General features: G+C 73.6%; 1 pseudogene. It reads right to left on the bottom strand.

Annotation, left to right across the window (positions count from 1 at the left end):
• Positions 1-254: pseudogene (locus B9S61_RS02750) on the bottom strand (hypothetical protein); the annotation flags it as partial.

The raw sequence follows: 254 nt of genomic DNA, 5'->3' as shown, positions 1-254 counted from the left end.
GTCCGCGGAGGCGTCGTACGAGGATGCTGGCGTCCCCGCGGCTTTCCAGGTCGGCGAGGACCACGGCGACCGCCTCGCGGACGATGCGGCCGCGGTCGACGGCCAGTCCGTGCTCGCCGCGCAGGACGAGACGCGCGTGCTCGAGGTCCATCAGTTCCTCGGCGGACACGTACACGGTGATCTTCTCGTCGTGCCGCTCACGGCCACTGGGCCGCCGCGCCGCCGCTCTTCCCCGCTTGCGCGGGGCCGCTTCC

Source organism: Streptomyces sp. SM1 (assembly GCF_002910825.1).
In the GTDB taxonomy this organism is placed as follows: domain Bacteria; phylum Actinomycetota; class Actinomycetes; order Streptomycetales; family Streptomycetaceae; genus Streptomyces; species Streptomyces okerensis.
Note: the sequence above shows the minus strand (reverse complement) of the source record. Positions and strands in the feature narration are given on the sequence as shown.